Origin of the sequence: Rhodococcus sp. Leaf225, assembly GCF_001426145.1 — a bacterium.
Taxonomy (GTDB): domain Bacteria; phylum Actinomycetota; class Actinomycetes; order Mycobacteriales; family Mycobacteriaceae; genus Rhodococcoides.
On sequence record NZ_LMRN01000021.1, the window covers coordinates 191,936 to 214,806 of the forward strand.

General features: G+C 68.4%; 22 protein-coding genes. 15 read left to right on the plus strand and 7 right to left on the minus strand.

Annotation, left to right across the window (positions count from 1 at the left end):
• Window positions 1-2: 2 nt before the first annotated feature.
• Genes cysT through ASG69_RS16045 form a run of 3 tightly spaced genes read left to right on the plus strand, consistent with a single transcriptional unit; the run spans window position 3 to window position 2,748 of the window.
• The gene (gene cysT / locus ASG69_RS16035) at window positions 3-905 is read left to right on the plus strand and encodes a sulfate ABC transporter permease subunit CysT (protein ID WP_082544531.1); all 903 of its coding nucleotides are present in this window, start codon (window positions 3-5) and stop codon (window positions 903-905) included.
• Window positions 902-1,705 carry a sulfate ABC transporter permease subunit CysW gene (gene cysW, locus ASG69_RS16040; RefSeq protein WP_027505710.1) on the plus strand — a complete coding sequence of 268 codons (804 nt, stop codon included), beginning with the start codon at window positions 902-904 and terminating at the stop codon, window positions 1,703-1,705. Before cysT ends, cysW begins: the two co-directional genes overlap by 4 nt.
• 5 nt (window positions 1,706-1,710) lie before the next feature.
• Entirely contained in the window at window positions 1,711-2,748 is a 1,038-nt protein-coding gene (locus ASG69_RS16045; RefSeq protein ID WP_235578974.1) for a sulfate/molybdate ABC transporter ATP-binding protein, read from the plus strand.
• Window position 2,749: 1 nt separating this feature from the next.
• On the opposite strand, the gene ASG69_RS16050 is transcribed toward ASG69_RS16045, so the two are convergent.
• The 5 genes from ASG69_RS16050 to ASG69_RS16070 form a co-directional block, all read right to left on the minus strand.
• Window positions 2,750-3,232, minus strand: coding sequence for a hypothetical protein (locus ASG69_RS16050; protein ID WP_056445798.1), 483 nt, complete (start codon window positions 3,230-3,232; stop codon window positions 2,750-2,752).
• Window positions 3,233-3,305: 73 nt separating this feature from the next.
• A complete protein-coding gene (locus tag ASG69_RS16055; RefSeq protein WP_235578989.1) occupies window positions 3,306-5,039 on the minus strand; it encodes a GTP-binding protein in 1,734 nt (577 codons plus the stop codon).
• Between the two features lie 23 nt (window positions 5,040-5,062).
• Window positions 5,063-5,989 carry a sulfate adenylyltransferase subunit CysD gene (gene cysD / locus ASG69_RS16060; RefSeq protein WP_056445792.1) on the minus strand — a complete coding sequence of 309 codons (927 nt, stop codon included), beginning with the start codon at window positions 5,987-5,989 and terminating at the stop codon, window positions 5,063-5,065.
• Entirely contained in the window at window positions 5,986-6,717 is a 732-nt protein-coding gene (locus ASG69_RS16065; protein WP_027505713.1) for a phosphoadenylyl-sulfate reductase, read from the minus strand. The genes cysD and ASG69_RS16065 overlap by 4 nt, the downstream gene beginning before the upstream one ends.
• Window positions 6,718-6,787: 70 nt before the next feature.
• Entirely contained in the window at window positions 6,788-8,488 is a 1,701-nt protein-coding gene (locus ASG69_RS16070) for a nitrite/sulfite reductase (RefSeq protein ID WP_056445789.1), read from the minus strand.
• 298 nt (window positions 8,489-8,786) lie between these two features.
• Here ASG69_RS16070 and hemW point away from each other — a divergent pair, with 298 nt between their 5' ends.
• Window positions 8,787-9,962: a radical SAM family heme chaperone HemW gene (hemW, locus tag ASG69_RS16075; RefSeq protein ID WP_056446332.1), complete on the plus strand. Its 1,176-nt coding sequence runs from the start codon at window positions 8,787-8,789 to the stop codon at window positions 9,960-9,962.
• Between the two features lie 127 nt (window positions 9,963-10,089).
• Here the strand turns inward: hemW and ASG69_RS16080 are convergent, their stop codons facing one another.
• Window positions 10,090-10,395 carry a type II toxin-antitoxin system VapB family antitoxin gene (locus ASG69_RS16080; protein ID WP_027505715.1) on the minus strand — a complete coding sequence of 102 codons (306 nt, stop codon included), beginning with the start codon at window positions 10,393-10,395 and terminating at the stop codon, window positions 10,090-10,092.
• Window positions 10,396-10,502: 107 nt separating this feature from the next.
• Here ASG69_RS16080 and hrcA point away from each other — a divergent pair, with 107 nt between their 5' ends.
• The 7 genes from hrcA to era all read left to right on the plus strand — a co-directional run bounded on the left by hrcA (window position 10,503) and on the right by era (window position 17,756).
• Window positions 10,503-11,546, plus strand: coding sequence for a heat-inducible transcriptional repressor HrcA (hrcA, locus tag ASG69_RS16085; protein WP_027505716.1), 1,044 nt, complete (start codon window positions 10,503-10,505; stop codon window positions 11,544-11,546).
• A 73-nt stretch (window positions 11,547-11,619) separates the two neighbouring features.
• On the plus strand, window positions 11,620-12,771 hold the full coding sequence (gene dnaJ / locus ASG69_RS16090; protein ID WP_027505717.1) for a molecular chaperone DnaJ: 1,152 nt from the start codon (window positions 11,620-11,622) through the stop codon (window positions 12,769-12,771).
• Window positions 12,772-12,789: 18 nt separating this feature from the next.
• A complete protein-coding gene (locus tag ASG69_RS16095; protein WP_056445787.1) occupies window positions 12,790-13,551 on the plus strand; it encodes a 16S rRNA (uracil(1498)-N(3))-methyltransferase in 762 nt (253 codons plus the stop codon).
• Window positions 13,552-13,891: 340 nt separating this feature from the next.
• Complete coding sequence (locus tag ASG69_RS16100) at window positions 13,892-14,911, plus strand: PhoH family protein (protein WP_056446329.1); 1,020 nt, start codon at window positions 13,892-13,894, stop codon at window positions 14,909-14,911.
• Between the two features lie 52 nt (window positions 14,912-14,963).
• Entirely contained in the window at window positions 14,964-15,527 is a 564-nt protein-coding gene (gene ybeY / locus ASG69_RS16105; RefSeq protein WP_027505720.1) for an rRNA maturation RNase YbeY, read from the plus strand.
• Window positions 15,524-16,861: a hemolysin family protein gene (locus ASG69_RS16110; RefSeq protein ID WP_056445784.1), complete on the plus strand. Its 1,338-nt coding sequence runs from the start codon at window positions 15,524-15,526 to the stop codon at window positions 16,859-16,861. The genes ybeY and ASG69_RS16110 overlap by 4 nt, the downstream gene beginning before the upstream one ends.
• Window positions 16,848-17,756, plus strand: coding sequence for a GTPase Era (gene era / locus ASG69_RS16115; RefSeq protein ID WP_027505722.1), 909 nt, complete (start codon window positions 16,848-16,850; stop codon window positions 17,754-17,756). The genes ASG69_RS16110 and era overlap by 14 nt, the downstream gene beginning before the upstream one ends.
• Before the next feature lie 55 nt (window positions 17,757-17,811).
• Here the strand turns inward: era and ASG69_RS16120 are convergent, their stop codons facing one another.
• On the minus strand, window positions 17,812-20,181 hold the full coding sequence (locus ASG69_RS16120; protein ID WP_056445782.1) for an FdhF/YdeP family oxidoreductase: 2,370 nt from the start codon (window positions 20,179-20,181) through the stop codon (window positions 17,812-17,814).
• 139 nt (window positions 20,182-20,320) lie between these two features.
• On the opposite strand from ASG69_RS16120, the gene ASG69_RS16125 reads away from it, so the two are divergent.
• Genes ASG69_RS16125 through ASG69_RS16140 form a run of 4 tightly spaced genes read left to right on the plus strand, consistent with a single transcriptional unit; the run spans window position 20,321 to window position 22,871 of the window.
• Window positions 20,321-20,821, plus strand: a complete 501-nt coding sequence (locus ASG69_RS16125; protein ID WP_056445781.1) for an SRPBCC family protein — start codon at window positions 20,321-20,323, stop codon at window positions 20,819-20,821.
• 58 nt (window positions 20,822-20,879) lie between these two features.
• On the plus strand, window positions 20,880-21,713 hold the full coding sequence (recO, locus tag ASG69_RS16130; protein ID WP_027505725.1) for a DNA repair protein RecO: 834 nt from the start codon (window positions 20,880-20,882) through the stop codon (window positions 21,711-21,713).
• The gene (locus ASG69_RS16135) at window positions 21,664-22,470 is read left to right on the plus strand and encodes an isoprenyl transferase (protein WP_027505726.1); all 807 of its coding nucleotides are present in this window, start codon (window positions 21,664-21,666) and stop codon (window positions 22,468-22,470) included. Before recO ends, ASG69_RS16135 begins: the two co-directional genes overlap by 50 nt.
• Window positions 22,467-22,871, plus strand: a complete 405-nt coding sequence (locus tag ASG69_RS16140; RefSeq protein ID WP_027505727.1) for a hypothetical protein — start codon at window positions 22,467-22,469, stop codon at window positions 22,869-22,871. Before ASG69_RS16135 ends, ASG69_RS16140 begins: the two co-directional genes overlap by 4 nt.

Consider the following 22,871-nt stretch of genomic DNA (forward strand, 5'->3'; position numbering starts at 1 on the left):
CCATGACGACAGAGGTCGCCGGTCGGCGAAAGTTCCTCACTCGCCGGCCGGCCTCCGGCCTTCCCGCCCGTCGCCGGCCGGCCTCCGGCCTTCCCGCCTCTCGCCGGCCGGCCTCCCATCTTCCCGGGGGATCGCTCACGCTCGGCACCGTCGTCCTGTGGCTCTCGATCATCGTCCTGCTGCCCCTGGCAGCCGTGCTGAGTCGCTCCCTGTCCGACGGACCCGCCGAGTTCTGGGACGCGGTCACCGATCCGCGGGCGCTGGCCACCCTGCGCGTGACGGTGCAGGTCTCGGTGGTGGCGGCGCTGATCAACGTGGTGATGGGCACTGTCATCGCCTGGGTGTTGGTGCGCGACGACTTTCCGGGCAAGTCGGTCGTCAACGCACTGATCGACCTGCCGTTCGCCCTACCCACCATCGTCGCGAGCCTGGTGCTGCTGTCGCTGTACGGACCGATGAGTCCGGTGGGCATCACGTTGAACGCCACCAAGGCCGGTGTCGTGCTCGCCCTCGCCTTCGTCACACTGCCGTTCGTCGTGCGCGCGGTGCAGCCGGTCCTCATCGAGCTCGACCGGGAAGTGGAGGAAGCGGCCGCCTCTCTCGGTGCGAGCAATCTGGTGATCTTCCGGCGGGTCGTGCTGCCGGTGCTGCTGCCGTCGATCCTCTCGGGTGCCGGACTGGCCTTCTCGCGGGCACTCGGCGAGTTCGGATCCGTCGTCCTCATCGGTGGCAACATTCCCGGCGAGACGCAGATCGCGTCGCAGCTCATCCGCGAGCAGATCGAGACCGATCAGCCCGTCGACGCGGCCGCGATCTCCGTGGTGCTGTTGCTCATCGCCTTCGTGGTGCTGTTCGTGCTGCGCATCGCCGGTAGCCGCCTCGCCCGGCGGGAGGAGCAGAAGTGAAGCTGTCCACCGGAACTCGACTGAGCCTCCGTACGGTCGCGTTGCTCTATCTGGCCGTGCTGGTGGTGTTCCCGCTGGGTGCGATCCTGTACCGCACGTTCGAGAACGGCATCGTCTCGTTCTTCCAGCTCATCACCACACCGGCCGCACAGTCGGCGTTGCAGTTGTCGCTGATCATCGTCGCGATCGTCGTGCCGCTGAACGTGGTGTTCGGCGTCGTCACGGCCCTGGCTCTCGCGCGCGGCAACTTCCGTGGCAAGGGTCTCGTGCAGGCGGTCGTCGATCTCCCGTTCGCGGTGTCCCCGGTCATCGTGGGTGTCGCGCTCATCCTGCTGTGGGGTGCCGGCGGCTGGTTCGGCTTCCTCGCCGAGTGGGGCATCACGATCATCTTCGCGCTGCCCGGCATGGTACTCGCCACCATCTTCGTCACGCTGCCGTTCGTGGTGCGCGAGGTGGAACCGGTGCTGCACGAGATCGGACAGGAACAGGAGGAGGCCGCGGCCACACTGGGCGCGACGTCGTGGCAGACCTTCTGGCGCATCACACTTCCCGCCATCCGCTGGGGGCTGACGTACGGCGTCGTCCTGACGGTCGCCCGCGCGCTCGGCGAGTTCGGTGCCGTCATCATCGTCTCCACCAACCTGCCGGGCATCTCGCAGACGCTGACGCTGCTGGTGAACGCCAGGTACGAGGACTTCAACCAACCGGGCGCGTACGCCGCGTCGACCCTTCTCATGGTCGTCGCCGTCATCGTGTTGTTGCTGATGACGGTTCTGGACCGCAAGCGAACCAAGGAATGAGCACCGTGACGACGACGACCACGACGACAGAGAAGCGCACGGGCGGCATCGAGATCTCCGTCCGGGGAGCGCGGAAGAACTACGGCGACTTCGCGGCCCTCGACGACGTGTCCCTCGACATCCCGTCCGGATCGTTGACGGCGCTGCTGGGGCCCAGCGGGTCGGGAAAGTCGACACTGTTGCGGTCGATCGCCGGACTCGAGGAGCTGGACTCCGGCGTGGTGGTCATCGCCGGCGACGACGTCACGACCGTCAGTCCGCAGAAGCGCGACATCGGATTCGTCTTCCAGCACTACGCCGCGTTCAAGCACCTCACCGTGCGCAAGAACGTCGCCTTCGGGCTCGAGATCCGCAAGCGGCCCAAGGCCGAGATCGACGAGCGCGTCGATCAGCTGCTCGACATCGTCGGTCTCTCGGGATTCCAGACGCGCTTCCCGGCGCAACTGTCCGGTGGCCAGCGTCAGCGCATGGCCCTGGCCCGCGCGCTCGCCGTGGACCCGCGGGTGTTGCTGCTCGACGAGCCGTTCGGTGCCCTGGACGCCAAGGTGCGGGCCGATCTCCGCACGTGGCTCCGTCGACTGCACGACGAGGTGCACGTCACCACGGTGCTCGTCACGCACGATCAGCAGGAGGCGCTGGACGTCGCCGACCGGATCGCGGTCATGAACAAGGGCCGGATCGAGCAGGTGGGCGCTCCTCGCGATCTCTACGACACCCCGGCGAACGATTTCGTCATGTCCTTCCTCGGCGAGGTGTCGCGGCTCAACGGCCAGCTGGTCCGTCCGCACGACATCCGGGTCGGCCGCACACCGGATCTCGCGAACGCGCAGCAGACCGGCACGGCCGAGAACGCGGGGGTGTTGCGGGCGACCGTCGAGCGTGTCGTGCACCTGGGCTTCGAGGTGCGGGTGGAGCTGCGCAACGGCGCCACCAACGAGCTGTTCTTCGCGCAGATCACCCGCGGCGACAACGAGGCGCTGGGGCTGCAGAGCGGGGAGACCGTGTACGTGCGTGCCACGCGCGTGCCGGTGATCCCCGGCTGACTCACTCGCGTTCGACGCACCCCGACCGGACACACACGGTAGGGCCACGGAACGCCGGATCACCGCATCGCGTGACCATCGCCAGCACGTCGCCGGCGTGGATGTCCGACGGCAGGTCGAGCGCGGGGCACACGCAGCGCCCCGACCGGGTGCAGAGGCAACACGGAACCGGTCGGCACACCGGATGGCGCGAGGCGACGCGGACGGACACCGGGGCGACACCCGAGTCGGCACCGGTCGTGACGACGCGGAGGAGCCCTCGGTACACGTCCACCGACCGGACCCTGGTCACCGTCACCACCGCGGTGTCCGCTCGGACGGCCACCGCGTCGCCGTACTCGTCGCACAGATCGTCGAGGAACGTCTCGGCGCGCCCGTCGCTTCGGACGCACATCCTGCCCCCGTGGGTGTGAATCTCCCCGGGCCACAGCGCACGAGCATCGTCCGGAGACGACAGCGACGGCAGTAGTTCACGCAAGGTCATGACTCGACCCTGCATGCTCCACTGCCGTCGTCGGCGGTTCCTGACGTCGTCTCGACGCGGGGGCGTCTCTTCCTTACGCGTTCGATTCGCGCAGCACGGCTGCCGCGACCTCGGCCGGCGTCGCGGTGTCGTCGGCATCGACGTGATGATCGGTGACCGGGATCCCGGCCGCAGCGATCTCGACTCGCGCGGCAGCGAGATCCTCGCCGTCCGCCGACGAGATGGGCACGATCGCGACCACTCCGGCATCGGCGAACAACCGGGCCAACCGGGCGAGTTGCACCGTCGCGGCGCGGGTTCCGGCTGCGGCGTCGATGTCGAGGACTCCGCGGACGTTGTCACCGCCGACGATGTAGGCGGTGCGACCGGAGGCGGTCAGTGCGTCCTCGAGCGCGACGGCGACCGCGGCCTTGTGCGAGGACGGGTGGCCGGTGAGCCAGATCGTCGCACCGTGCTGACCGGTACGGCGGACACGCTCGTCGCGGGTGATCGACGACGGAACCCAGGACGGGGTGTCCGAGCGGTCGAGTACCGCGCGGGACCCCTCGATGATGCCCGCGGCCACGGTGTCGTTCGTGTGCTCGTCCAGCAGGATGAACGCACCGGAGTCGCGGTTGTCCGCGTAGTCGTCGGTCACGATCACCGCACTGGTTCTCAGCGTCACCCGCGCGATGTCGTTGAGCGACAGGTTCTCCGAGCCGGGATGCTCGTCGAGCGTCTCCGGATCGAGTCGCGAGTGAATGCGCTGCACCGTCGCGCGCACCGTGGTGGTGGTGTGCTTGATCGCCAGTCGGTCGCCGACACCGAGAGGTGCCTCCGCCAGCCAGCACACGGTGGCATCGAATTCCCGTGCGAGCGTGGGTAGGTGGGCGTCGGGCTCGCCACTGACCAGGACGTCGCCGCGTGCCACGTCGATGTCGTCGGCCAGTTCGACGGAGACGCTGAGCGGAGCCACGGCGACGTCGCGGGTGTCGTCCAGTGTGTCGAGTGCCGTGACCACACTGCGCGATCCGGACGGCAGCGCGACGATCGAGTCGCCGATCTGCACGGTGCCGGCGGACAGCCGGCCGGTGTACCGACGGCGTTCGCCGTCGGTGGGGCGAGAGACCCACTGCACGGGCAACCGCAGCTCCGTGGCGACCGGTGCGGGAGCGACCAGGTCGATGCTCTCGAGGTGATCGAGCAGAGTGGGGCCCGTGTACCAGGGCATGGTCGAGGACGGCCGAACGACGTTGTCGCCCAGCTTCGCCGCGATCGGGATGACCAGGATCTCCGTGCCGAGGCGGGCACCGAGGTCGGCGAGCTCGCGCTCGACGTCACGGAAGCGTGACTCGTCGAAGTCGATGAGATCCATCTTGTTGACGGTCGCCACCAGGCGGTCCACACCCACGAGCGTCGCGATCCGGGCGTGACGACGCGTCTGCCGCAACACGCCGGCGCGAGCGTCCACGAGCAGGATGGCGACGTTCGCGTTGGAGGCTCCCGTGAACATGTTGCGCGTGTAGCGCTCGTGTCCCGGGGTGTCTGCGAGGACGTAGCTGCGACTCGGCGTGGAGAAGAAGCGGTAGGCGACATCGATGGTGATGCCCTGCTCGCGCTCGGCACGCAGACCGTCCGACAGGGCGGCGAGGTCGGCCACGCCCTCCTCGTCGGTCACGGCGTCGAGGTGATCGAGCGGAAGACTGTCCGTGTCGTGCAGCAGCCGCCCGATGAGGGTGGACTTGCCGTCGTCGACGGAGCCGGCCGTGGCGATGCGCAGCAGCTGACGCGGGGCGGTGGGGGCCGGGGACACCGGAACGTCCGACATCGGAAGCGGATTGGTGATGGTCATCAGAAGTACCCCTCGCGCTTGCGATCTTCCATCGCGGCTATGGACGTGCGGTCGTCGGCGCGGGTCTCGCCGCGCTCGGACACGGTGGCCGCGGAGATCTCCGTGATCACCCCGGCGATGTCGGTGGCGTGCGAGCGCACGGCGCCGGTGATGGTGAGGTCGCCCACCGTGCGGTAGCGCACCATCTCGACGGCAGCGGTCTCGTGCTCGGTCGGGGAGGTGAACTCCGAGGTGGCGAGCAGGATGCCGTCGCGCTCGAACACCTCGCGCTCGTGGGCGAAGTAGATGGACGGCAGCTCGAGCTGCTCGAGCTCGATGTACCGCCAGATGTCCAGCTCGGTCCAGTTGCTCAGCGGGAACACGCGGACCTGCTCACCGCGCTTGATGCGGCCGTTGTACAGCGACCACGGCTCGGGGCGTTGGGCCCGCGGATCCCACTGGCCGAACTCGTCGCGGAAGCTCAGCACACGCTCCTTGGCGCGCGCACGCTCCTCGTCGCGCCGCGCACCACCGAAGGCGGCGTCGAACTTGTTCTCCTCCAACGCGTCCAGCAACGTCCGGGTCTGGAGACGGTTGCGTGAGCCGGAGGACCCGCCGACCTCGCGGACGCGACCGGAGTCGATCGACTCCTGGACGGACGCGACGACGAGGCGATGGCCGCCCTCCTCGAGTCGTCGGTCGCGGAACTCGATGACCTCGGGGAAGTTGTGTCCGGTGTCGACGTGCATCACCGGGAAGGGAACGGGGGAGGGGCGGAACGCCTTCTCCGCCAGGCGGAGCAGGACGATGGAGTCCTTGCCCGCCGAGAACAGCAGTACGGGTCGTTCGAGCTCGGCCACCACCTCGCGGATGATGTGCACGGACTCGGCCTCGAGTGCCCGGAGCTCGTCGACGTGGGTGACATCCACGCTCGTGGCGGCTGTCATCGGGTTCCTTCCTCGGTCGAGTGCAGTCCGCACTCGGTCTTGGTGCTGCCGGCCCAGCGACCGCTGCGCGGGTCCGCTCCGGGAGCGGGCTTGGCCGTGCACGGTGCGCACCCGATCGACGGGTAGCCCTCGTCGACGAGCGGGTTCACGAGGATGCCGTGCTCGTCGATGTAGGACTGCATCTCGTCGTCGGACCACGCCGCGATCGGGTTGATCTTCACCAGGCCGAACGCCTCGTCGAAGGAGATCAGCGGCGAGTTGGCGCGCGTGGGTGCCTCGACGCGGCGGATGCCGGTGACCCAGGCGCTGTAGTTCGCCAGCTCACGCTTCAGCGGCACGACCTTGCGCAGTGCGCAGCAGCGTGCGGGATCGCGGGCGAAGAGATCCTTGCCCTCGAGCCTGTCCTGCTCGGCCACCGACACGGTCGTCTTCGCGTCGATGACGTTGACCCCGTAGACCGACTCGACGGCGTCACGAGTACCGATGGTCTCGGCGAAGTGGTAGCCGGTCTCCAGGAAGAGCACGTCGACACCCGGATGCACCTGCGCGGCCAGATGGACCAGCGCGCCGTCCTGCATGTTCGACGCGACGATGTAGTCGTCGCCGAAGGTGTCCTCGGTCCAGCGCATGAGCTCGTCCGCCGAGGCGCCGTCCATCTCCCGCGCACCCCGCTCGGCGATGGCGCGGAGCTCGGACTCGGTCAGGTGGCGATGGGTGGCGACGCTCATGAGACAACCTTTCGCGGGCGGACGGTCCAGGAGACAACGCGAGGGCGGGACACGCGATTCCCGTGCTCGCTCACTGCAGATCCGCGTCGTCGGCGCGTACGGCCCACTGCGCGAACCGCTCGCCCTCGTCGCGCTGCTTGACGAAGTTGCGGACGACCCGGTCGATGTAGTCGCCCAGCTCGGCGCTGGTGACCTTGTGCTGGCGCAACTTCCGGCCGAAGGCACTGTCGAAGCCGAGGCTTCCACCGAGATGGACCTGGAAGCCCTCCACCTGTCCGCCGTCACCGTCGTCCACCAGTTGACCCTTGAACCCGATGTCGGCGACCTGCGAACGAGCGCACGAGTTGGGGCAGCCGTTGATGTTCACGGTGATGGGGACGTCGAGTTGCGCGTTGACGTCGGCCAGCCGCTGCTCGAGTTCGGGGACGAGCACCTGCGAACGCTTGCGGGTCTCGGCGAAGGACAGCTTGCAGAACTCGATGCCGCTGCACGCCATCAGGTTCTTGCGCCAGATGGACGGCCGCGCCGGCAGACCCAGCGCGTCCATCTCGGCGATGAAGTCCTCGAGCTTCTCGTCGGAGATGTCCAGGACGATGAGCTTCTGGTACGGGGTGAACCGGATGCGATCCGACCCTGCCCGCGCGGCCGCGTCGGCGACCTTCGTCAGGATCGTGCCGGACACGCGGCCCGCGATGGGGGCGAGTCCGACGGCGTTGAGGCCGTTCTTCAGCTTCTGGACCCCGACGTGGTCGACGGGCCGGGTCGGCTTCTCCGGGGCGGGGCCGTCGAGAAGCGGCCGCTTCAGGTACTCGGTCTCGAGCACTTCCCGGAACTTCTCCACGCCCCAGTCCTTGACCAGGAACTTCAGCCGCGCCTTGTTGCGCAGACGCCGGTACCCGTAGTCACGGAAGATCGAGACGACGCCTTCCCACACGTCGGCGACCTCGTGCAGCGGCACCCAGACCCCGAGCCGCTGCGCGAGCATGGGATTGGTGGACAGACCGCCGCCGACCCAGACGTCGAGGCCGGGACCGTGCTCGGGATGGTTCACCCCGATGAAGGCGATGTCGTTGACCTCGTGGACCACGTCCTGCTGGCCGGAGATCGCGGTCTTGAACTTGCGGGGGAGGTTCGAGTACTCCGGCCGGCCGATGTAGCGCTCGACGATCTCGTCGATGGCGGGCGTGGGATCGAGGACCTCGTCGAGCGACTCGCCGGCGAGCGGGGAGCCCAGCACGACGCGCGGGCAGTCGCCGCACGCCTCGGTGGTCTTCAGACCGACCGACTCGATGCGGCGCCAGATCTCGGGGACGTTCTCCACCTCGATCCAGTGGTACTGCACGTTCTCCCGGTCGGACAGATCGGCGGTGTCGCGGCCGAACTCCTGCGAGATCTCACCCAGAGTGCGCAACTGCAACGCGCTGAGTGCGCCGGCATCGCAGCGGATGCGCATCATGAAGTACTTCGCTTCGAGCAGGTCGATGTTCTCGTCGCCCGTGAAGGTGCCGTCGTAGCCCTGCTCGCGCTGGGTGTAGAGCCCCCACCAGCGGAAGCGTCCGCGCAGATCGGCCTTGTCGATGCTGTCGAAACCCTGCTTGGAGTAGATGTTCTCGATCCGCGCGCGGACGTTGAGTGGGTTGTCGTCCTTCTTGCTCTGTTCGTTCGCGTTGAGCGGTTCCCGGTAGCCGAGTGCCCACTGGCCCTCGGACCTCCGCTTGGCGGGACGGGTCGACCGTGCGCGCGGCGCAGCGGTGTCGGGGGTGTTCGTCATGGGCGCTCCAAGGTCGGGCGCCGAACAGGAAGGGGTGTCTCGGAGGGCTGGTCCGCACACCTCGTCCCTGACCGGCCGGGGGGTGTGCGGGCTGGCGGGAGGGTCAGACGAGCGGCCTCAGACAGCTGCAGACGCGTGCGAGATCGACGTGGCGCCGAGCCACGAGCATGATCTCCACGACTGTCATGAGCCCCATTCTGCCACGACGCGGGTGCCTCCCCCGACCAGGGCGTCGACGAGGAGGGAGGAGGACACTGGTCCGGTGATCCCCGTTCCACTCGCTCTTCCCGCTGTCGGTGTGCTCGCACCCGAGTCGTTCGTCGATCGTCCGGCCGCGCCGTTCGGCCTCTACCTCCATGTGCCGTTCTGCGCGACGCGCTGCGGTTACTGCGACTTCAACACCTACACCGCCGGGGAGCTCGGAACGTCGGCGTCACCGCAGTCCTGGCTCGACGGAGTGCGCCGCGAGCTCGATCTCGCCGCGGCGACGTTCGCGCGGGAGTCGGGCAGCGTGCCCAGCGTCGACACCGTGTTCGTGGGCGGCGGAACGCCGTCGCTGCTCGGCGCCGACGGCCTCGCCGATCTTCTCGGTGCCGCGCGCTCGTCCTTCACGTTCTCGGCCGATGCCGAGGTGACGACGGAGTCGAATCCCGAGTCGACGTCGCCGGCCTTCTTCGACGGAATCCGCGCGGCCGGCTACACACGTGTGTCGTTGGGCATGCAGTCGGCGGCACCGCACGTGCTCGCGATCCTCGACCGCACCCACACCCCGGGACGCGCCGGGGACGCGGCACGGGAAGCGGCGGCGGCCGGGTTCGACCACGTGAACCTCGACCTCATCTACGGAACGCCGGGAGAGAGTGACGACGACCTCGACGCGTCGTTGACGGCGGTGCTCGACGCCGGTGTCGACCACGTGTCCGCGTACGCGCTCATCGTCGAGGACGGGACGGCCCTGGCGAGACGGGTGCGCCGGGGCGAGCTCCCGGCTCCGGACGACGACGTGCTGGCGTCGCGCTACGAGCGGATCGACGCGCGTCTCGGCGCGGCCGGCTTCGGGTGGTACGAGGTGTCCAACTGGGCGCGGGGCGACGGTGCGGAGTGCCGGCACAACCTGGGGTACTGGGACGGCGGTGACTGGTGGGGCATCGGTCCCGGCGCACACAGCCATGTGAACGGGACGCGGTTCTGGAACGTCAAGCATCCGGCGCGATACGCGGAGACGCTGGCGAACGGGGCGCTGCCGATCGCGGACAGCGAATCTCTCACGAGCGACGAGCAACACATGGAACGTGTCATGTTGACCGCGCGGCTGCGGGCGGGAATGGCCGCTGGTGATCTGTCGACGGACGAGGTGGCCCGTGCGGACTCGATCGCGTCCGACGGACTGCTCGTCCGTCTGGGCGATCGGTACGTCCTCACCGACCGTGGGCGGTTGCTCGCCGACGGGGTCGTGCGCGACATTCTCGAGTGAGTGCCGCTCAGGAGAAGTAGGCGAATGCCGAGGTCACCAGTTCGATCAGATCGACTCTGCCTGCGAAGAGGTCTGTGAAGAAGGTCTGCCAGCCTGTCCATGGGTCCATACGGACAACCTATCGACTTCAGGCCCCGATCGCGTCGTAATCGAACACCCGCGCGTGCAGGACGACACGGTTTCGCAGCGCAGCCCGCACCGCCCGGTGCAGGCCGTCCTCGAGGTACACGACGCCGTGGTAATGCACGGCATGGGGAAACAGGTCCCCGTAGAACGTGCTGTCCTCGGACAGCAGACGGTCGAGTTCGAGCACCTTCGTGGTGGTCACGATCTCGTCGAGGCGCAACTGACGTGGCGGAATCTTGGACCAGTCGCGGAGCGACAGACCGTGCTCCGGATACGGCTTGCCGTCGCGCACTCCCTTGAAGATCACACCGGTCACAGTAGTGACTCGGGCGAGCGGAATGGGGCACCCGCGCGTCGCCGACTAGAATCGGCTGGTCCCGCACAGCCACCGGTCCCGAGCGTAGGAGGGTTGCGATGTCGAGTACGGAGGATCGACGTTTCGAGGTCCTGCGTGCCCTGGTCGCCGACTATGTCGCGACGCAGGAGCCCATCGGATCGAAAGCACTGGTCGATCGACACAATCTGGGAGTGTCCAGCGCTACCGTGCGCAACGACATGGCCGTGCTGGAGGCCGAGGGCTACATCACGCAGCCGCACACCAGCTCGGGTCGTATCCCCACAGACAAGGGCTACCGGCAGTTCGTCGACCGCATCGCCGACGTCAAGCCGCTCTCCGCGGCGGAGCGACGGGCGATCCTGCAGTTCCTCGACACCGGCGTCGACCTGGACGACGTGCTGCGGCGCGGTGTTCGCCTGCTCGCCCAGCTGACCCGTCAGGTCGCCGTCGTGCAGTACCCGACCCTGTCCGCGTCGTCGGTCCGCCATCTCGAGGTGGTGGCCCTGACGCCGGCGCGACTGTTGCTGGTGCTCATCACCGACTCCGGCCGCGTCGATCAGCGCATCGTCGAACTCGGCGACGTCATCGACGACGAGGACCTGTCGCGTCTGCGGTCGCTGCTCGGCGGCGCGCTGGAGGGCAAGCGTCTCGCCCTGGCGTCGGCCGCGGTGGCCGAACTCGCCGAGACGGCGCCCGAGGATCTGCGCGACGCCGTGGTGCGCTCGTCGACCGTGCTGGTCGAGACGCTCGTCGAACACCCGGAGGAGCGGCTCGTGCTCGGGGGGACCGCCAACCTGACGCGCAACGCCGCCGACTTTGCCGCGCTCAGTGGGTTCCCGGGGTCGTTGCGCTCCGTGCTCGAGGCGCTGGAGGAACAGGTCGTGGTGCTCAAGCTCATCGCGGCGACCCAGGACACCGGCCGAGTGACCGTCCGGATCGGCGAGGAGACCATGGCCCCGGAGATGCGGGGCACCTCGGTGGTCTCCACCGGCTACGGCTCGGCGGGCAACGTGCTGGGCGGTATGGGTGTGCTCGGCCCCACTCGCATGGACTACCCGGGAACGATCGCGTCGGTCGCGGCTGTTGCTCGATACATCGGAGAGGTGCTGGCCGAACGATGACGGCCGGTGCACTCACCTGCCCCACCCGAACTTTTCCCGACCCACCTTCCACCAAGAGGATATGAGTACACACGTGGCACGCGACTATTACGGAACTCTGGGCGTCGACAACAAGGCGTCGGACCAGGAGATCAAGCGCGCGTATCGCAAACTCGCGCGTGAGTTCCACCCCGACGTCAACCCCGACGAGTCGGCCCAGGCCCGCTTCAAGGACATCAGCTCGGCGTACGAGGTGCTGTCCGATCCCGAGAAGCGACGCATCGTCGATCTCGGTGGCGATCCGCTCGAGAGTGGCGGCGGAGGCGGAGCAGGCGGCTTCGGCGGTGCAGGCTTCGGCGGCGGACTGGGCGACGTGTTCGAGGCGTTCTTCGGCGGCAACGGCGGCGGCACCCGCGGACCCCGCGGTCGCGTCCAGCCCGGCTCGGACTCGCTGCTGCGCACCACGCTGACGCTGGAGGAGTGCGCCACCGGCGTCACCAAGCACATCGCCGTCGAGACGGCCGTGCTGTGCGACGTGTGCACCGGTTCCGGGACCAACGGCGACTCGACGCCGGTCCGCTGTGAGACGTGCAACGGTGCCGGTGAGGTCCAGTCGGTCCAGCGGTCGTTCCTCGGACAGGTCATGACGGCGCGTCCGTGCCCCACCTGCCGCGGCGCGGGCGAGACGATCCCCGATCCCTGCCGCAAGTGTGGCGGCGACGGGCGCGTGCGTGCCCGCCGCGAACTGGCCGTGAAGGTGCCGGCCGGTGTCGGCAGCGGGATGCGCATCCGCCTCGCGGCGCAGGGCGAGGTCGGCCCCGGCGGCGGTCCCGCCGGTGACGTGTACGCCGAGGTGGTCGAGAAGTCGCACGACGTGTTCGTCCGCGACGGCGACGATCTGCACTGCACCATCCGCGTGCCGATGGCGGACGCCGCCCTGGGCACGTCCGTCAGCGTCGACGCGATTCTCGACGGTCCCACGACGATCACCGTCGACCCCGGCACGCAGCCCGGCTCGGTGCAGGTCCTGCGCGGTCACGGCATGCCCAAGCTGCGCAGCGGTGTCCGCGGCGATCTGCACGCGCACCTCGAGGTGGTCGTCCCGGCCCGCCTGGACTCCACGGAGACCAAGTTGCTGCAGCAACTGCGCACTCACCGCGAACGCGACAACGCCGAGGTGGTCACCACCGCATCGCAGCACACCGGGGGACTGTTCTCCCGTCTGCGCGACGCCTTCAGTCGCTGATCGGGCGGGGGACCACTGGTGGCGGCGACCGTCTACTTCCTCGATCCGCTGCCGTCTCCGGGGGAGTCGGGCGCGTTGGACGGGGCCGAAGGTCGGCACGCGGCCACGGTGCGCCGGACGACCGTCGGTGAGCGGCTGGTGCTGTCGGACGGCCGCGGCTCGCTCGCGGCCGTCGAGGTCACCGGCGTCGAGAAGGCCCGGCTCTCGTTCACGGTGCTCTCCGTCACCACCGCGGAGCCGCCCCGGCCCACGGTGACCGTGATCCAGGCGCTCCCGAAGTCGGAGCGCTCGGAACTGGCCGTCGAGACGGCGACCGAGGCGGGTGCGGACGCGATCGTGCCGTGGCAGTCGCTGCGCTGCGTGTCGCGATGGGACGGCCCGAAGGCCGTCAAAGGTGTCGCGAAGTGGCGGAACGCTGCCTCCGCGGCCGCCAAGCAGGCGCGGCGTGCCTTCGTTCCCGACGTCGCCGACCTGCACGACACTCGGATGGTGCGCAGCCTGGTCGAGGGCGTCGTCGCACGTGGGGGCATAGTGGTCGCGCTGCACGAGGCTGCGCCCGGGGCCTTCGCGGACCTCCCGTTCCGCGGCGCACCCGAGGTGGTGCTCGTCGTCGGACCCGAGGGCGGGCTCGACGACACGGAGATCGACATGCTCGTCGGTGCCGGCGCGACGCCCGCGCTCCTGGGGCCGACCGTCCTGCGGACATCGACCGCGGCGGCCGTGGCGTTGGGCGCGCTCGGCGTCCTGACCGATCGCTGGTCCGGCGCGCCCCCTGCTTGATCTGCGGCGCGGGCCGCTGGTGCACGTGCTCCGGTTTCCGCAACCCGCTCCTGTTGTGACCGGAGCAGGTTGTTGCAACCGGAGCACCTGGCGCCGCCCGGCCCGTGTGCGGGAAGGGGCAGCTACGAGGGTTGCGCGCGACATACTGGAATGCGCTTCTCGGGGGAGACGTTAAAGTGGTGAGAGGTTCCCGTCGCGGCGAACCGAGTATCGAAACCCGAGAGAAGGCCATAGCCACCACGTGAGTGACAACATCCCTTTCGTCGGCACCAGAGGTGACGATGCGCAGGACACCACTCGTGCGTCCCGCGCGCAGAAGCGGCAGTCCTCACGCCCGGTTCTGACCGAGGCGCGTGTGACCGAGTCCATCGAACTCGACCCCGCCGTGATGTTCCCTCTGCTCGGGTCCGCCGACGGTAACCTCCGGGCGCTCGAGCAGGTGCTCTCCGCCGAGATCCACGTACGCGGCAACGTCGTCACGTTCGAGGGGGCACCGTCCGACATCGCCGTCGGCAAGCGGGTGCTCACCGAGCTCGCCGCCGTCGTGGTCGCCGGCGGACCGGTCACTCCGGACGCGGTGCGGCGCACCGTCGCGATGCTCAGCCGCGGCGTGAGCGAGTCTCCCGCCGAGGTCCTGAGCCTGGACATCCTGTCCCGACGCGGCAAGACCATCCGGCCCAAGACGCTGAACCAGAAGCGCTACGTCGACGCGATCGACGCCAACACCATCGTGTTCGGCGTGGGTCCCGCCGGAACGGGCAAGACCTACCTGGCCATGGCCAAGGCGGTGCAGGCTCTGCAGGCGAAGCAGGTCAGCCGCATCATCCTCACGCGCCCGGCCGTCGAGGCGGGGGAGCGACTCGGGTTCCTCCCCGGCACACTGCACGACAAGATCGATCCGTACCTGCGTCCGCTCCACGACGCGTTGCACGACATGATGGACGTCGAAGCCATCCCGAAGCTCATGCAGGCGGGCATCATCGAGGTCGCACCGCTGGCCTACATGCGTGGCCGCACGCTGAACGACGCGTTCATCATCCTCGACGAGGCGCAGAACACCACGGCCGAGCAGATGAAGATGTTCCTGACCCGCCTCGGCTTCAACTCGAAGATCGTCGTCACCGGTGACATCACCCAGGTGGATCTCCCCGGGGGATCGCGTTCGGGACTGCGTGCCGCCACCGAGATCCTGGTGGACATCGACGACATCCACTTCGCCAAGCTCGACAGCAGCGACGTGGTCCGGCACCGACTGGTCTCCGACATCGTCGACGCCTACGACCGTTTCGACGCCGCGGACGCCAAGTCCGCCAACCGCGCTGCGCGTCGCAGTGGCGGTCCCCGCGCCGCGCACCACTGATGTGGGCGTGCACGGGCACGGGGGCGTCGCCGCGCACTAGTACGGTGTTCGCATGAGCATCGAGGTCTCCAACGAATCCGGGATGGACGTCGGAGAAGAGGATCTGATCGCGGTCGCGCGCTACGCCATCGCGCAGATGGACGTGCACCCGGCAGCCGAGCTGTCCATGGTCCTCGTCGACTCCGCCACCATGGCCGATCTCCACATGCGCTGGATGGACCTGCCAGGTCCCACCGACGTGATGTCGTTCCCGATGGACGAGCTCGAGCCGGGCGGTCGCCCGGACTCACCGGACCCCGGTCCGTCGATGCTCGGAGACATCGTGCTGTGCCCGTCGTTCGCGGCGGACCAGGCCGAGAAGGCCGGGCACCCGCTCGAGCACGAACTCGCACTCCTCACCGTGCACGGTGTGCTGCACCTCCTCGGCTACGACCACGCGGAGCCGGACGAGGAGAAGGAGATGTTCGGCCTGCAGAACAGCATCCTCGAGGACTGGTACGAGAGTCTGCGCCAGGCCGAGCGCGACGCTCTGTCGGCTGCGCGAGACGCGAAATTGTTGGGCAGCACCGGCTTCGCGAATCCCCGGACCGATGCCGGTGGTGAGTCGACCCGGTGACCAGCGCTCCGGCACTGATCGTGCTCGCGGTTGTCCTCGTCCCTCTCGGTGGCCTCTTCGCCGCCATCGACTCCGCCGTCAACACCGTCTCCTCAGCACGCGTCGAGGAGATGGTGAAGGAATCTCGGGGCGGGGCGAGCGAACTGCTCCGCATCCTCGAGGATCGTCCGCGGTACGTCAATCTGATGGTGCTGCTGCGCATCCTGTGCGAGATCGGGTCCACGGTTCTGCTCGCCGGAGCGTTGCTGGACCTGCTCGCGCCGGCGCAGGCACTGGCCATCGCCGCCGGCGTAATGGTGGTGGTCGACTACGTCGTCATCGGCGTGGGGCCCCGCACACTCGGCCGCCAGCACGCGTACTCCATCTCGCTGGGGTCGTCCTACCCGCTGCGCGCCATCGGCATCCTGCTGGGCCCGGTGAGCCGGTTGCTCATTCTCGTCGGCAATGCGATCACGCCCGGCCGCGGCTTCCGCAACGGTCCCTTCGCCTCCGAGATCGAACTGCGGGAACTGGTCGACATGGCGCAGGAGCGCGGCGTGGTCGCCGACGACGAGCGCCGCATGATCCAGTCCGTGTTCGAGCTCGGCGACACCTCCGCACGCGAGGTGATGGTGCCGCGCACCGAGATGGTGTGGATCGAGCGTGACAAGTCCGCCGGACAGGCGACCACCCTCGCCGTGCGGAGCGGGCATTCGCGGATCCCGGTGATCGGCGAGAACGTCGACGACATCCTCGGCGTCGTCTACCTCAAAGACCTCGTGCAACAGACGTACACGTCGTCCGACGGTGGTCGCAGCGTGCGTGTCGACGAGGTCATGCGTCCCGCGGTGTTCGTCCCGGACTCCAAGCCGCTGGACAGCCTGCTGGCCGAGATGCAGAGGGACCGCAAGCACATGGCCGTCCTGGTGGACGAGTACGGCGGCGTCGCCGGACTCGTCACCATCGAGGACGTGCTCGAGGAGATCGTCGGCGAGATCGCGGACGAGTACGACACCGATGAGGTGGCCCCGATCGAGGAACTCGAGGACGGCCGCTTCCGGGTGTCGTCCCGGCTTCCTCTCGAGGACCTCGGCGAACTGTTCGACATCGAGATCGACAACGACGAGGTGGACACCGTCGGCGGCCTGCTGTCCTACGAGATCGGGCGCGTCCCGCTGCCGGGCGCCCGAGTCGAGGCACACGGGTTGATCCTGGTGGCCGAGGGCGGCTCCGATGCGCGCGGACGAGTGCGCGTGAGCACCGTGACCGCCGAGAAGCTTCCCGAACCGGACGCCGACGACGAGGACTCCGAGTCGTCGGACGAGAGAGACGAGATCGACCATGACCGAGACTGACGATTTCCACTCCGGGTTCGTGTGCTTCGTCGGACGGCCCAACACCGGCAAGTCCACCCTGACGAATGCCCTGGTGGGGGCCAAGATCGCCATCACGTCCTCCCGGCCCCAGACCACACGCCACACCATTCGGGGCATCGTGCACCGGGACCACGCGCAGCTGATCCTCGTGGACACCCCGGGTCTGCACCGGCCGAGGACCCTGCTCGGGCAGCGTCTGAACGACCTGGTGCGCGACACCTACTCGGAGGTCGACGCCATCGGTCTCTGCATCCCGGCGGACGAGAAGATCGGCCCCGGCGATCGCTGGATCCTGGAGCAGGTCCGCCACAACGCGGGCAGGACAGCGCTGGTCGGTCTGGTGACCAAGATCGACAAGGTCTCCAAGCAGCGCGTCATGGAGCAGCTGATCGCCGTCTCGAACCTGCTCGGTCCCGACTGCGAGGTGGTCCCCGTGTCCGCCGCGTCCGGTGAGCAGGTGGAGGTCGTCGTCGACGTCTTCGCGAAGGTGCTGCCGCCCGGGCCTGCGTTCTACCCCGACGGTGAGCTGACGGACGAGCCGGAGGAGACCCTCATGGCCGAGTTGATCCGGGAGGCAGCGCTCGAGGGAGTGCACGACGAGCTCCCGCACTCCCTCGCCGTGGTCATCGAGGAGGTCGGGCCCCGCGAGGGGTCGGACACGATGCTGGACGTGCACGCCATTCTCTACGTCGAACGCCAGTCGCAGAAGGCGATCGTCATCGGCAAGGGTGGGGCTCGACTGCGCGACGTGGGCACCGCGGCTCGCGGTCAGATCGAGAAACTGCTCGGCACCCGCATCTACCTCGACCTCCGCGTCAAGGTGGCCAAGGACTGGCAGCGCGATCCCAAGCAGATGGGCAAGCTGGGCTTCTGACCCCGCGCTACCGTGCCGCGATCGAATCGTCGCGACACGGTAGCCGGGTGCAGGTTCAGGACAGGTGCTCAGGCTCCGTCTGGGTCTTGTGGTGCTCGTCGGAGCGCATGGCGTCCTGGCCGCCGTGCCCCACTCCCGGGCTGCCGGCCCTGGCCGGACTCAACGAGACGACGATCGACTTCGACGTGGGGCAGTTGCTGTCGGTCGCCGACGAGTCCAGCGGAACCAGCGGGTTGGTCTCCGGGTAGTAGGCGGCTGCGGACCCCTTGGGCGTCTGGTACTCGACGATCCGGAAGTTCTCGGCGACGCGCACCACGTCGTCGTCGTCCCACTTGGTGGTGATGTCGACGAAGTCGCCGTCCTTCATGCCGAGTTCCGCGATGTCGCCGCGGTTGACGAACACGACGCGGCGGCCGCCCTCGATTCCCCGGTACCGGTCGCTGAGTCCGTAGATCGTGGTGTTGAACTGATCATGGCTCCGGAACGTCTGCAGCAGAAGATGTTTCGGCGGCACCTGCAGAGCCTCGATGGGCGAGACGAAGAACTCGGCGAGGCCGGACTCCGTCTGGAAGGTCCGCGAGTCCCGCGGCGGGTGGGGGAGGACGAAGCCTCCGGGGCGCCGAGCGTTGACCTCGTAGCCCTGGCATCCCGGAACCACCCGCGAGATGTGCTGACGGATGGTGCGGTAGTCGTCGCGCATGCCCTTCCAGTCGAGACCGTAGCGGTCGCCGATCGTGGCCTCCGCGATCTGCGTGATGATCTCGACCTCGGACTTGACGTGCGGGCTCGGCGGATCGAGCGGACCGCGGGAGGAGTGCACCGAGCACGTCGAGTCCTCGACGCTGATCCACTGCGGCCCGCTGGCCTGGATGTCCTTCTCGGTGCGGCCCTTGGTCGGCAGGATCAGCGCCACGTCCCCGGTGACGAGGTGCGAGCGGTTGATCTTCGTCGAGATGTGCACCGTCATGTTCGTCTTGCGCATGGCATCGAAGGTGACGGTGCTGTCCGGCGTGGCCTGGGCGAAGTTGCCGCCGAGACCGAGGAAGAACTTCACCTTGCCGTCGCGCATCCCGCGGATCGAGTCGATCGTGTCGAGACCGTTCTCGCGGGGCGGATCGAAGCCGAACTCGCTCTCGAGTGCGTCGAGGAAGTGCTTCGGTACCCGCTCCCAGATGCCCATCGTGCGGTCGCCCTGCACGTTCGAGTGACCGCGCACGGGCAGCACACCCGCGTTCGGCTTACCGATGTTGCCCTGAGCGAACGCGAGGTTGGTGATCTCCTTGACGGTGTTCACGGCGTTGCGGTGCTGCGTGATGCCCATGGCCCAGCAGAAGACGGTGGCCCTCGAGTCGCGCAGGAGCTTCGCTGCGTCTGTGATCTGGGCTCGGGAGAGACCGGTGACCGTCTCCACCTCGTCCCAGTCGACCGCCGAGACGTGCTGCTTCCACAGATCGAAGTTGTTGGTGTACTTCTCGATGAACTCGTGATCGAGGGCGTCCCACTCGACCAGCAGCTTGCCGATGGCCTGGAAGAGCGCCAGGTCGCCGTTGATGCGGATCGGCAGGTGCATGTCCTCGAGATCGGTGCCGGGTCCCACCATGCCGCGCGGGGTCTGCGGATTCTTGAAGTTGATGAGGCCGGCCTCGCGCAACGGGTTGATCGCCAGAATCTTGGCGCCGTTCTGCTTGGCCTTCTCCAGCGCGGACAGCATGCGCGGGTGGTTGGTGCCCGGGTTCTGTCCGGCCAGGATGATGAGGTCCGCGCCGTACACGTCGTCGAGCACGACGCTGGCCTTGCCGATGCCCATCGACTCCTGCAGAGCAAACGACGTGGACTCGTGACACATGTTGGAACAGTCCGGCAGGTTGTTGGTGCCGTACGCGCGAACGAAGAGCTGGTACACGAACGCGGACTCGTTGGACGCGCGGCCCGACGTGTAGAACGTGGCCTCGTCCGGGTGCAGCGAGCGCAACTCCTCGCCGATGAGGTCGAAAGCCTCGTCCCACCCGATCGCCTCGTAGTGGGTGCCGCCCGACCGCTTGACCATCGGGTGCGTGATGCGTCCCTGCTGACCGAGCCAGTGCTCACTGTGCGAGTCGAGGTCGGCGATGCTGTGGCGCGCGAAGAACTCCGGGGTGGCGCGGCGCTTGTCGGCTTCCTCGGCGACGGCCTTCGCGCCGTTCTCGCAGAACTCCGCGGCGTGACGGTGACCCGGATCCGGATCGGGCCACGCGCAGCTCATGCAGTCGAAGCCCTCGGCCTGGTTCAGGTCGAGCAGGGTCCGTGCTGTCCGCACCGGGCCCATGCGCTCGAGCGAGCGCTTCATCGAGACGGCGACGGCGGTCGGACCGGCGGCATGCGTCTTCGGCTTCTCGATCGACAGGTCGGCCTCGTCGTAGTCCCGAGAGTCGTGTGTGCGTGTCATCGATCCGTCACTCCTTCATGTCGCGCGTGCCCCTCTGGTCGAGGGTAGTGCGCGGCGCCGACACGACCGGTCGGACGACGCGCTTCCACTCCTGTCTACCCGCGCCGACGATTCCGTACCCGTCGCCTAGCGTGAGGCCATGACGAGAACTCGCACCGTGTCCGATCACGTCGACGTCGCGGCATCGCCCGACGAGGTCTACGCACTGGTCAGCGATCCGACGCAGACGCATCGGTGGAGCCCCGAGAACACGGGAGCGGTGGTGGACGAGCCGCGCCGTGGAGGTACCTACGAGGGTATGACGTTCGTCGGCCGCAACAAGCGCGGCCGGGCGACGTGGAGCACGCGGTGCGTGGTGACGGCCGCCGATCCCGCACGGCGGTTCGCGTTCCGGGTCGAGGTCATCGGACCCGGCAAGCCGATCGTCCGCGCACGGAACGCGAGCTGGGAGTACAGCTTCGCACCCGTGGACGGCGGCACCCGCGTCACCGAGACGTGGACGGACGATCGGCCGTGGCCCGACGCGGTGGCCGCGCTGTTCGACAAGGTGGCCACCGGGGGCAGTTCCTTCGCGTCCTTCCAGCGCCGCAACATCGCGCGGACGCTGGCGAATCTGCAGGCCGAGCTCGGCGCTCCCTGACCTCGCCCGGTCGTCCTGCGTGGGACAATGACATGGTGCCGGCGAGCAGAGGTGGAGTGTGAGGTCGTATCGCGATCATGCCGTCGTCCTGCGCCAGCACAAGCTCGGTGAGGCCGACCGCATCGTCACGCTCCTCACCCGCCGCCACGGACTGGTGCGCGCAGTAGCGAAGGGCGTGCGCCGCACGACGTCGAAGTTCGGCGCCCGGCTCGAGCCGTTCGCCTACATCGACGTGCAGCTGTATCCCGGTCGCAACCTCGACATCGTGACCCAGGTACAGACCGTCGAGTCGTTCGCGTCCGACATCGTCGCCGACTACGGCCGCTACACCACCGGGTGCGCCGTCCTCGAGACCTCCGAGCGACTGGCGGGTGAGGAGCATGCTCCGGCGCCTCGTCTGCATCACCTGACCGTCGGCGCGCTGCGCACCCTGGCCTCCGGGGCTCGCGACTCGGAACTGGTGCTGGACGCGTTCCTGCTGCGGGCGATGAACTTCGCCGGGTGGGCTCCGTCGCTGGACGAGTGCGCGACGTGCGCTGCGCCCGGTCCGCATCGCGCGTTCCACGTCTCCGCCGGGGGAGCGGTGTGCACCCACTGTCGCCCCGCCGGGTCCAGCACACCCTCGGTGGGTGTGCTCGACCTGATGTCGGCCCTGCAGAGCGGCGACTGGGCGGGTACCGAGGCGTCGACCGACTCGATGCGCGTGCAGGCGAGCGGTCTGGTGGCCGCGCACCTGCAGTGGCATCTCGAACGGCAACTGCGGACGCTCCCGTTCGTCGAACGCAGTGGCGGGTCCGGGACCGCCGGGTCCGCACCTGCCGGAGAAACTCCGGTCGGGCAGGATGAGACCCGTGATCCGTCGAAGTCCACGCGAGCAGCCCACCCGGCGTGAGGTCCGCGCGCCCGATCCGCACCCGTCCGGTGCCCGCGCGCCGATCCTGCAGCCGGAGCTGATTCCCCGCCACGTTGCGCTCGTCATGGACGGCAACGGGCGCTGGGCGCAGGATCGCGGACTGCCCCGCACCGCCGGTCACGAGCGCGGCGAGGCCGTCCTCATGGACACGGTCTGCGGATGCATCGACATCGGTGTGCGGTGGCTGTCCGCCTACGCGTTCTCGACGGAGAACTGGCGTCGCAGCCCGGACGAGGTGAAGTTCCTCATGGGCTTCAACCGCGACGTCATCCGCCGCCGCCGCGACGAGATGCACGAGATGGGGGTGCGCGTCCGCTGGGCGGGGCGCCGACCTCGTCTGTGGCGCAGCGTCATCAACGAACTCGAGACGGCCGAGGAGCTCACGAAGGACAACACCGTCATGACGCTGACGATGTGCGTCAACTACGGCGGCCGCGCCGAGATCGTGGACGCAGCCCGCGAGATCGCCCGTCGCGCAGCAGCCGGACAGCTCGATCCCGACAAGATCTCCGAGGCGTCCTTCGCGAAGTACCTCGACGAACCGGACATGCCCGACGTCGATCTCTTCCTGCGGCCGTCCGGCGAGCAGCGCACGTCCAATTTCCTGATCTGGCAGTCCGCGTACGCGGAGATGGTGTTCCAGGAGAAGCTCTTTCCCGATTTCGATCGCCGCGACCTGTGGGCCGCGTGCGTCGAGTACGCCTCGCGTGACCGCAGATTCGGTGGTGTGAAATGACGGAGCAGGACATCGTGGCGGCCCTGCAGGACCGGGCCCGGCTGGCACTCGGACAGTTCGCGGACGTGTCCGTGGGCGACGACGGATCGCTCGGGTTCAGCTACGCGGGCGCACTCTGCTCGCTGCGTGCGGTCGCTCTGAGTCCGGGACTCGAGGTGCTCGCTCTGACGGCCGTGCTGGCCTGGGACCGTCCGTCGTCGGGAACGCTGCGGGCGCGAGTGGCGGTGCGCAACAGCGAGTCCCAGTTCGGCTCGATCTCGCTCACGACGCACGGGTCGCAGGCCGACGTCGTGATGCGCTACACGTTCCCGGCGTCGGGTCTCGACGACGAACCACTCATGACGATGCTCGTCCTGGTGCTCTCGGGTGTGGAGAAGGCGCGCGTCGGCCTGGTGCCGTGA

Bases quoted from the DNA above. Each gene is read 5' to 3' on its own strand.
- ASG69_RS16125 (WP_056445781.1), top strand. From the start codon at position 20,321: ATGACGAGAACTCGCACCGTGTCCGATCACGTCGACGTCGCGGCATCG.
- ASG69_RS16120 (WP_056445782.1), bottom strand. From the start codon at position 20,181: ATGACACGCACACACGACTCTCGGGACTACGACGAGGCCGACCTGTCG.
- ybeY (WP_027505720.1), top strand. From the start codon at position 14,964: ATGAGCATCGAGGTCTCCAACGAATCCGGGATGGACGTCGGAGAAGAG.
- cysD (WP_056445792.1), bottom strand. From the start codon at position 5,989: ATGACAGCCGCCACGAGCGTGGATGTCACCCACGTCGACGAGCTCCGG.
- ASG69_RS16050 (WP_056445798.1), bottom strand. From the start codon at position 3,232: ATGACCTTGCGTGAACTACTGCCGTCGCTGTCGTCTCCGGACGATGCT.
- ASG69_RS16135 (WP_027505726.1), top strand. From the start codon at position 21,664: ATGAGACCCGTGATCCGTCGAAGTCCACGCGAGCAGCCCACCCGGCGT.
- ASG69_RS16140 (WP_027505727.1), top strand. From the start codon at position 22,467: ATGACGGAGCAGGACATCGTGGCGGCCCTGCAGGACCGGGCCCGGCTG.
- ASG69_RS16055 (WP_235578989.1), bottom strand. From the start codon at position 5,039: ATGTCGGACGTTCCGGTGTCCCCGGCCCCCACCGCCCCGCGTCAGCTG.
- era (WP_027505722.1), top strand. From the start codon at position 16,848: ATGACCGAGACTGACGATTTCCACTCCGGGTTCGTGTGCTTCGTCGGA.
- ASG69_RS16065 (WP_027505713.1), bottom strand. From the start codon at position 6,717: ATGAGCGTCGCCACCCATCGCCACCTGACCGAGTCCGAGCTCCGCGCC.
- hrcA (WP_027505716.1), top strand. From the start codon at position 10,503: ATGTCGAGTACGGAGGATCGACGTTTCGAGGTCCTGCGTGCCCTGGTC.
- ASG69_RS16070 (WP_056445789.1), bottom strand. From the start codon at position 8,488: ATGACGAACACCCCCGACACCGCTGCGCCGCGCGCACGGTCGACCCGT.
- cysT (WP_082544531.1), top strand. From the start codon at position 3: ATGACGACAGAGGTCGCCGGTCGGCGAAAGTTCCTCACTCGCCGGCCG.